Source organism: Psychrobacter sp. TS_SC_6 (genome assembly GCF_056156305.1).
In genome coordinates, this window is record NZ_CM149590.1 from 2922616 (window position 1) to 2931123 (window position 8508).

At 40.2% G+C, this 8508-nt stretch carries 8 protein-coding genes; all 8 read right to left on the bottom strand.

The features are described 5' to 3' along the window. Positions 1-146 precede the first annotated feature (146 nt). Positions 147-818 carry a riboflavin synthase gene (locus AC0J5Y_RS12415; protein ID WP_475130956.1) on the bottom strand — a complete coding sequence of 224 codons (672 nt, stop codon included), beginning with the start codon at positions 816-818 and terminating at the stop codon, positions 147-149. Between the two features lie 527 nt (positions 819-1345). After that, entirely contained in the window at positions 1346-2401 is a 1056-nt protein-coding gene (gene ribD, locus AC0J5Y_RS12420) for a bifunctional diaminohydroxyphosphoribosylaminopyrimidine deaminase/5-amino-6-(5-phosphoribosylamino)uracil reductase RibD (protein ID WP_475130957.1), read from the bottom strand. Between the two features lie 97 nt (positions 2402-2498). After that, positions 2499-2957 (bottom strand): transcriptional regulator NrdR, encoded by a 459-nt coding sequence (nrdR, locus tag AC0J5Y_RS12425; RefSeq protein ID WP_475130958.1) that lies wholly within the window; start codon positions 2955-2957, stop codon positions 2499-2501. Between the two features lie 92 nt (positions 2958-3049). Beyond that, the gene (gene mnmE / locus AC0J5Y_RS12430; RefSeq protein ID WP_475132171.1) at positions 3050-4486 is read right to left on the bottom strand and encodes a tRNA uridine-5-carboxymethylaminomethyl(34) synthesis GTPase MnmE; all 1437 of its coding nucleotides are present in this window, start codon (positions 4484-4486) and stop codon (positions 3050-3052) included. A 385-nt stretch (positions 4487-4871) separates the two neighbouring features. Beyond that, a complete protein-coding gene (gene yidC / locus AC0J5Y_RS12435) occupies positions 4872-6566 on the bottom strand; it encodes a membrane protein insertase YidC (RefSeq protein ID WP_475130959.1) in 1695 nt (564 codons plus the stop codon). 218 nt (positions 6567-6784) lie between these two features. Then, positions 6785-7159: a membrane protein insertion efficiency factor YidD gene (gene yidD, locus AC0J5Y_RS12440; RefSeq protein ID WP_475130960.1), complete on the bottom strand. Its 375-nt coding sequence runs from the start codon at positions 7157-7159 to the stop codon at positions 6785-6787. Between the two features lies 1 nt (position 7160). After that, positions 7161-7532 (bottom strand): ribonuclease P protein component, encoded by a 372-nt coding sequence (gene rnpA / locus AC0J5Y_RS12445; RefSeq protein WP_475130961.1) that lies wholly within the window; start codon positions 7530-7532, stop codon positions 7161-7163. A gap of 186 nt (positions 7533-7718) precedes the next feature. Beyond that, positions 7719-7853 carry a 50S ribosomal protein L34 gene (gene rpmH / locus AC0J5Y_RS12450; RefSeq protein WP_007394757.1) on the bottom strand — a complete coding sequence of 45 codons (135 nt, stop codon included), beginning with the start codon at positions 7851-7853 and terminating at the stop codon, positions 7719-7721. Positions 7854-8508: the final 655 nt, after the last annotated feature.

Below are 8508 nucleotides of genomic sequence, written 5' to 3' on the forward strand. Positions count from 1 at the left end.
CTGCGTAGGCACAGCAAGCAAGAAAAATTAATATCAGCAGTACTTGATGTATCGATATTACTTTTCCCTGACTATAGCTTCCATACTTCTCACTTACTACTAATATAAAATTTGCAGCAAGATAAGACTATTGTCTTAAATATAACTTACTTCATAAAGCCATTATCTGCTAAAAAAGCTTCAGTAATATTACTTTGCGGGCTAATATTTGCAGTGTCTGCCTGCGACTTATTTAATAAACGCTCCAAATACCTAGCCACAATATCCACCTCCACATTGACCTTGTCTCCTACCAACCAATGCTGTGCAATATTGGTCACTTGAGCTGTATGTGGGATGATATTGAGTGAAACAATATTATCACGCACTAAGTTAGTTGTGAGGCTGATACCATCAAGAGTGATAGATCCTTTCGTCGCTGTATAATGTGCCAGCTCTTTTGGTATCTCAATTTCGATATATATAGAACGCGCATCCTGTTGCAACTTACTAACGACCCCTACTCCATCGACATGACCTGCGACAATATGCCCACCAAAACGTGTAGTCGGTAGCATTGCCTTCTCTAAGTTGACAATATGCCCCGGTTTCAAGCCTTCTAACGCTGTTCGCGTTATAGTTTCACGTGAAACATCAACGGAGTAATGATTATTACCAAAATCTACAACCGTCAGACAGATACCATTAGAGGCTATAGAGTCTCCAAGCTTCACATCGCTAAAATCTAAGCCGTCAGACTCTATAGTCAAGCGAATGTCGCCGCCTGTCGGTTGCATCGACTTAACCTTTCCCACACTTTCTATAATTCCGGTAAACATATCAACCTCTTTTCATTATTTTATTGTCGTTATATAGTCGATCCACTATAAAAAACACAGTAAAACGAACACCGCGCTACTCAGATAAATTTTGCGTCGCCTCTGTCTGCGTAGGCACAGCAAGCAAGGAAAATTTACACCAGTAGTGCGTTATAATATTTGTACTTATTTTATTTAGGCTTGCCTATAGATAGCTTTTCCCAGCAAGAAATGTGCTATATCAAATATATTTCGGGATAAACTGTGGATAAGTGATGGCAAACACTTACTTACAAGCTTAAAAGCCTTAGTTATTAACAAGTTATCCACAATTAATATTGTTTTCATTCAATATTTGTATGTCTGATCATTACAACACAAATAATTGATTTTAATACAAATTATTCATAAAATACACATTCAACCAGAATCAAGAGTTTCATGTGAAACGAAGTTATACACAGTTTCATGTGAAACCAATATTCATATTCATTGTTTATTCCTAACTGGCCTAGTTTTCTTTAAGATTGGGGATAAATAATTAAAAATCACAGCGGCAATAAGGTTAATCTCAGATCAGAACCAAGCTGTTCATGACATTCAATATCAAAACGTAACTGCTGAGCTAGTGACAAGGGGTTAATTTCAACCATTGCTCGCGCGCTTGACCCCAACAAGCATGGTGCTTGATACACAATCAGCTCATCTATCAATTGCTGTTGTAAAAAACTACCAGCAACACTGGCACCTGCTTCTATCAAGACGTCATAGCACTGATACTCATCGACCAGTACCTCTAATAACTCCGTCAAATTATCTTCACACCAATACAGGGTGTCTGGGCGACGACATAACTGATAGTCAGACTGTAGATCATGCTTTAAACGACCTCGCCTATCAAGTATTACCACTTTAGGATGTGGAACTTGCTCAGACGCGATACCCAGTTGGCTAGAACGTATATTTAGTTGTGGGTTATCGACGATAACCGTTTCGCTACCGGTAATGATAGCGCCACTTTGCGCTCGCAGCTTTTGTACGTCTTCACGAGCAGCAGGACCTGTAATCCACTTTGATTCACCTGTCACCATCGCTGTACGACCATCAAGGCTGGTGGCAATCTTGAGTCGCACGTATGGCATTTGGGTACGCATGGCTTTTAGAAAACCTTTGTTTAACGCTTCTGCCTGCGCGGTAAGGATACCAACCGTCACCTCAATACCAGCTTGTTCTAACAATTTCACACCGCGACCTGCCACCTGTGGATTTGGATCTAGTCCAGCAACGACAACCCGTATGACACCAGATTCTATTAGCGCTTTTGCGCAAGGCGGGGTACGCCCAGTATGACTACAGGGTTCTAACGTCACATAAGCGGTAGCGCCTACTGCTCGTATACCAGCATCTTTTAGGGCAAATACCTCGGCATGCGGCTGACCGGCTTTAGGATGGAACCCTTGACCAACAACTTCCTCTGCTTGAACAATGACACACCCTACAGCAGGATTTGGTCTAGTGGTATACAAGCCAAGCTTTGCTTGCTCGATAGCAAGCATCATAAAATAGCAGTCTTTCGCATCTTGAGAATGGTCTGAATTTGACATAAAAATGGACTTATTAAATGATTGGTCATAACGATTGAAAGACTAAACTGATAAAATAGGAGTAAGAAACTAAGAATCACCAAACCTTAACTCAATGTTATTTATCATTAGGCCGGATATTGGCAATCTCTTGATGAAAAGCATCAATGTCTTGAAAATCACGATAGACACTAGCAAATCGCACATAAGCCACATCATCAAGCGTTTTAAGCTCACTCATAATGATTTCACCTAAGACTTTACTGCTGACCTCACGCTCACCCATTTGCCGTACACGTTTTTCAATTCGGCTAATCATCCCTTCTTGCTCATCGATAGTGATAGGACGTTTTTGCAACGGTAATAAAATTGAGCGTCGTAGTTTATCAGTATCATAAGGCTCAATCTTACCGCTTGATTTAATGATACGCGGCATCACCACTTCGACCACTTCAAAGGTAGTAAAGCGCTCTTGACAGCTATTACATGAACGACGACGGCGCACTTGCGCACCTTCAGCAGCAAGACGCGAGTCGATTACCTTTGTCTCTGACGCATTACAATAAGGGCAATGCATACGGCTTTCCTTGTCTTTATATGAAGCACTATTAAACGAGTCACAATCCTATCTTGAAGCTACATCATTCAAATTTATAACCGTAAATAAGATTACTTACCAATGCAAAAACTGCCAAAAATCTTGCCAAGCAAATCATCTGCACTAAATTCGCCGGTAATCTCGCCTAGACTATGCTGCGCTTGACGCAAACTTTCAGCAACTAACTCACCAGCTTTAAAAACGGTTAGCTGCTCATGAGCTTCTGCTAAATATTCAGCCGTTCTTCTCAACGCATCTAAATGACGAGTACGAGCGATTAAGCTGTTTTCTGGTGGATGAAACCCTACTTTGGCACACAAAGTTTCGACTAAATCATTGATGCCTGCGCCTGTTTCACATGAAACATTCACTTGCTCGTAACCCCGATTATGAATCTCTTGTTGTGAAATAGAGATTATTTCTTTGCTGCTATTATTGTTTAATAAATCACTTTTATTAGCGATAATTAACAAGCGCTTGGCTTCTGGTAGCTCACCAAATAGCTGCTCAGCAAGCTGTAACGGGGTGATTTCTTCTTCAAGATCACGGGTTACATCATAAACCATTAATAGCATATCTGCCTGAGCAATCGCTGTCCGCGCGCGCTCAATGCCAATACGCTCGACCGTGTCTTCTGTCTCACGCAAACCTGCCGTATCAGTTAAATGTAGCGTCAAGCCATTGAGCACCACGGTTTCTTGTAGCGTATCACGCGTCGTACCTGCCACATTAGTCACGATAGCACGCTCTTGACCAGCCAATCGATTGAGCAAACTTGATTTACCAGCATTAGGTCTACCTGCCAACACCATATGAATACCATCACGTAATAATTGTCCTTGCTTAGCAGTCGCCAAGACCTGCTGGATTTTTTCTTGTGTCTGTTCAAGCTTACCTTGTATGACCCCATCTGATAAAAAATCAACGTCTTCTTCATCAGGAAAATCGATGGCTGCTTCAACATGCAGACGCAGATGAATCAACTGCTCAAGTAGCTGATTAATTTTTTGCGAGAATTCACCGCTAAGCGAGCGAATCGCACTACTGGCAGCAGCGGCACTAGTCGCATCAATCGCATCTGCAATGGCTTCTGCCTGTACCAAATCCAACTTATCATTATCAAAGGCACGATAAGAGAACTCTCCAGCACTTGCCTGTTTTGCACCTAATTCAAACACGCGCGCCAACAACTGATTTTGCAAAATCATGCCACCATGACCTTGCAGTTCAATCACATCTTCGCCGGTAAACGAGTGCGGACCCTTAAAATACAGCACCAACCCTTCATCGATGACCGTGCCATCTGCTTGATAAAATCGGCAGAAGCTTGCCATGCGCGGTTTAAATGCTGATTTTCCTGTCAGTGTACAAGCAATGCTATACGCACGTGTGCCAGACAGACGAATAACCCCGACCCCACCCCGTCCAAGCGGTGTAGCAATAGCTGCAATGGTAGGTAGACTCGACAAACCGAGATTTTTTGATGACTCAGGGGCGGCTAACGCCAACTCTTGGGAATCCACAAGCACTCTCAATAACTAAAAACTCCATTATAGACGGCTTAACGCACACTGACAAAACAATCTTTAAAGAGTGCAATCTTCTCGTTGTAAGTCCTTTCCAATATCATCTATAGTCAGGGAAAAGCAATATCGATACATAACGTACTGCTGATATTAATTTTTCTTGCTTGCTGTGCCTACAGCAGACAGAGGCTGCAAAAAATTTATACCAGCAGTACCGTAGCGTTTTTAAGGTATTTTAACTATAGCTTGGCGGCTGCGACTATGGGGTAGTCTTAAGTAGGTATTCATACCAGATATGACATTAATGGCATAAAAAAACCACCGCCGTAGCAATGGTTTTTTATACTTTAAAATAACAAATGTTTCATTAGTCGAGTACTTTAACTGTACGAAGCTTTTGCTCTTCTTCTACTTTTTTATTGACGATATACTGATGCGTCATACTAAATAAGTTATTCACTGTCCAGTATAGTACCAGACCTGCTGGGAAGAACAGCATGAACGCGGTGAAAATAATCGGCAAGAATTTCATGACTTTCGCTTGCATCGGATCAGCTGGCTGCGGGTTAAGCTGCTGCTGGATAAACATCGATACACCCATCAATAGTGGCAAGATAAACCACGGATCCATTGCTGATAGATCTTGAATCCATAATATCCATGGTGCATGACGTAACTCAACACTCTCAACTAGCACCCAATACAGGGCTAAGAAAATCGGCATTTGCATTAAGATTGGCAGACAACCCGCCATTGGATTGACTTTTTCCTCTTTGTACATTGCCATCATTTCTTGCGACATTTTCATACGATCGTCGCCATGCTCTTCTTTTAATGCAGCAAGGCGTGGTGCGATGGCACGCATCTTCGCCATTGAATAGTAGCTCTTGTTTGAGAACCACATCAATGCCAACTTCACTAAGATAGTCAATAGAATAATTGACCAGCCCCAGTTACCGATGACTTTATGAATACCATCCAAGATAGCGAATAGTATCTTTGAGATTGGCCATAATAGACCATAATCAACCGTCTGATTCAATCCTTCTGCCACATCTTTAAGCTCAGATTGAACCTTAGGACCTGCATATAACGTCGCATTCAAAGTTACTTGCTTGTTTGGCGCAACATTAACAGGCTGACTGTTAAAACCAATGAAATAATCATCACCCGTTTCACGGCTAAAGAATTTACCAGTAAAGTTTTCAGGTGTCCATGCTGACACAAAGTAATGCTGTACGATGCCAACCCAACCTTTATCACTGGTCGTGGTCAATTCTCCATCATTAAATTTACCAAACTTCAGCTTATTATATGGATCATCAGGTATACCCCAAGCGCCGCCCAAATAGGTTGCCATACTAAGCGCACCTTTATCAGACATACCTGGATCTTTACTATCATCACGCTTTAGCTGGGCAAACATCTGACCTTGCCACGCCGCTGTAGAAGCATTTTGAATCTTATAGCTGATATCGATAGGATATTTATCGTGAGTAAAGCTAAAGGTCTTGGTAATTGTCACACCATCTTTTTTGTACGTAAGCGGCACTGATAACGTTTGCTGGCCTTTTTCCATCACGTAATTGTTAGCGGTATGGCTGTATTTGGCACGACCTTCTGCGGTATCGATACCATTTTGACCAATCAGACCAGACTGAGCCACGTAAACGCGGTTACTGTTGTTTTCTAGCAATACAAAAGGCTTGTCGCTATCAAGGGTCGCATCATACTGCTTTAGCGCAGCATAAACGATGTCACCGCCTTCTGGATTGATTTTGATGTCATAACGATCAGTAGTGACTGTGATTAGTCCTGCATCAGTAGCAGGTGTAGCAGTCACAGCACTATCAATTGTACCGTTGTCCACAGGTAGCGTCTGTACTGGAATATCACCTGCTGCACCGCTAGTAGAAGGAATATCGGCTCCTACTGAAGCTGCAGTTTCTGGCACCGTGTCTACAGCTGGGGCATCTGCATAATCATCACGCCATGCCAAAATCAGCAGATAAGCGGTGATTAACATCGCAATGATGATCATCACCCGAAATATCTTTTGCATAAACCTTTCCTAGATTAAAAAATTAGGGAATAAAAAAACTAGGGCATGTGTTATGACTACTACACAGCATTGACCCATATAATGAGCGGTAATGTCAGCAGTCAATCACATAAAATGTTCATCATTTTACTAAAAAACAGTTCTAAATGATACCAACAGTGTGGATAACTTGTGGGTAACTAGGTAGATATGTTGAAACGCCTAGTAAAGCTTACGTCTTAGGTCAATTTCATCATATGATTTAGGCGAGTCACATAGCCATGATTATCTCGATAAACATAAAAACCATGAAATTGTCCATGAGTTGATAGATTACAGGACAAGTATTGATAATGATAAGAAGCTAAAGGTAGAGGCACAAAATCAACTCCATGTCCGCCCAATGGATGACAGCGACTAATGCGTTTTAACAATAGTAAAATCCCATTCCAAACACCATACCAAGCTAGAGCTTGTTTACCATAGTTTGAACAGGTTGGATAATATCGACAACGAGCAGGTAATATAGGACTTATTATTTTTTGATAAAAGATTATTAAATTATAAATTAATTTATATAAGTATTTATTTATTTTTTTTACAAATAAATTCATATTATTTTTTTTCTATTTTTTTTAAAATATTAATTACTTCCATTTTTATTTCTTTATTACTTAAACCTTTAACAGAACTTTTAACGATAAAAACAATATCTTTGTTTTCTAAACCACAAGCTTTTATTCGAAACTGCTCACGTATTTGACGTTTTATTAGATTCCGCGCCACTGCCGTAGGGACTTTGCGCTTGGTAATAGCCATACCAACTCGTGGCTGCTCATGAGTGTTAGTACGCACAAACGCCATCAGATGGCTCTGATGTAGCTTACGCTCAGGCGCGTCAAAGACCTCACGAAAGGCTGCAGGCGTGAGTAATCGCTGCCCTTTAGTAAAGCGGGCATTAAGTGTCGCTGGAGGAGTATTAGACATAGTACAACCTAGTATAAGAGATGATAACGATAGTAAAAATAATAACAAAATATAGAGACAAAAAAAGCGCCGATGTGGGCGCTTTTAATATATGGCTAAGTGTCAGTTGTGATGATTGACTATCGCAATCTATAAATAATAGAAACACAACAAGCACTATGAGCCATGCTTATCGCAATCTACTGATTATACAGTAAGGCGATGACGTCCTTTAGCGCGGCGACGAGCTAAGACCTGACGGCCTTTTTTAGTTGCCATACGAGCACGGAAACCGTGAGTACGTTTACGCTTGATCACGCTTGGTTGGAATGTACGTTTCATAACTCACCTATCAAAATAATGGACTAAATTCGTAATAACGGAGGATTATATCACTGCATAGGATGTGGGTCAATAAACTATTCACTACGTTTCAAATCAGTATGATATCGCTATTCGATTTTTTACTTTTTGTAAAAAGCTTATGGATTTTAAAAATCCATCTAAGAAGTTAGTTATTCTCTGCGTACTTGATAAATTTATTACTGTAAGTCGTATTAGCTAGTTTGAAAACAAGTTGTATTATTGACGATGATTTTAAAGTTATCCACAGTTTTTGTTGATTCTAATAATAATTAATTGATTAATATATATAGATATTGTTGTTATTGGGAAGCTGATTTTCTGTGGTTAAGTAACAATTTACATTTATTATCAATAATTTAAGCTATGGGTAACCCTGTGTATAACCTGTGGGTGAAATATGGATAACTTATTATGATTACTTATGCACATAAATATCCACAGGCTTATCCCCAGAAAACAAGGTTTTATCCACAGGTTATTTGTGGTAGATTACTCCCCTATAAGATATAAGATGTTAGTCTACTTTGTAATAGGGTATTTAGCGTAAGCCTCAACGCCTTTTTAGACTTAATTTTATTCATTCTTACAATAGAAAATGCTAATACCTTGAACTATAGGGCTACTGATATTC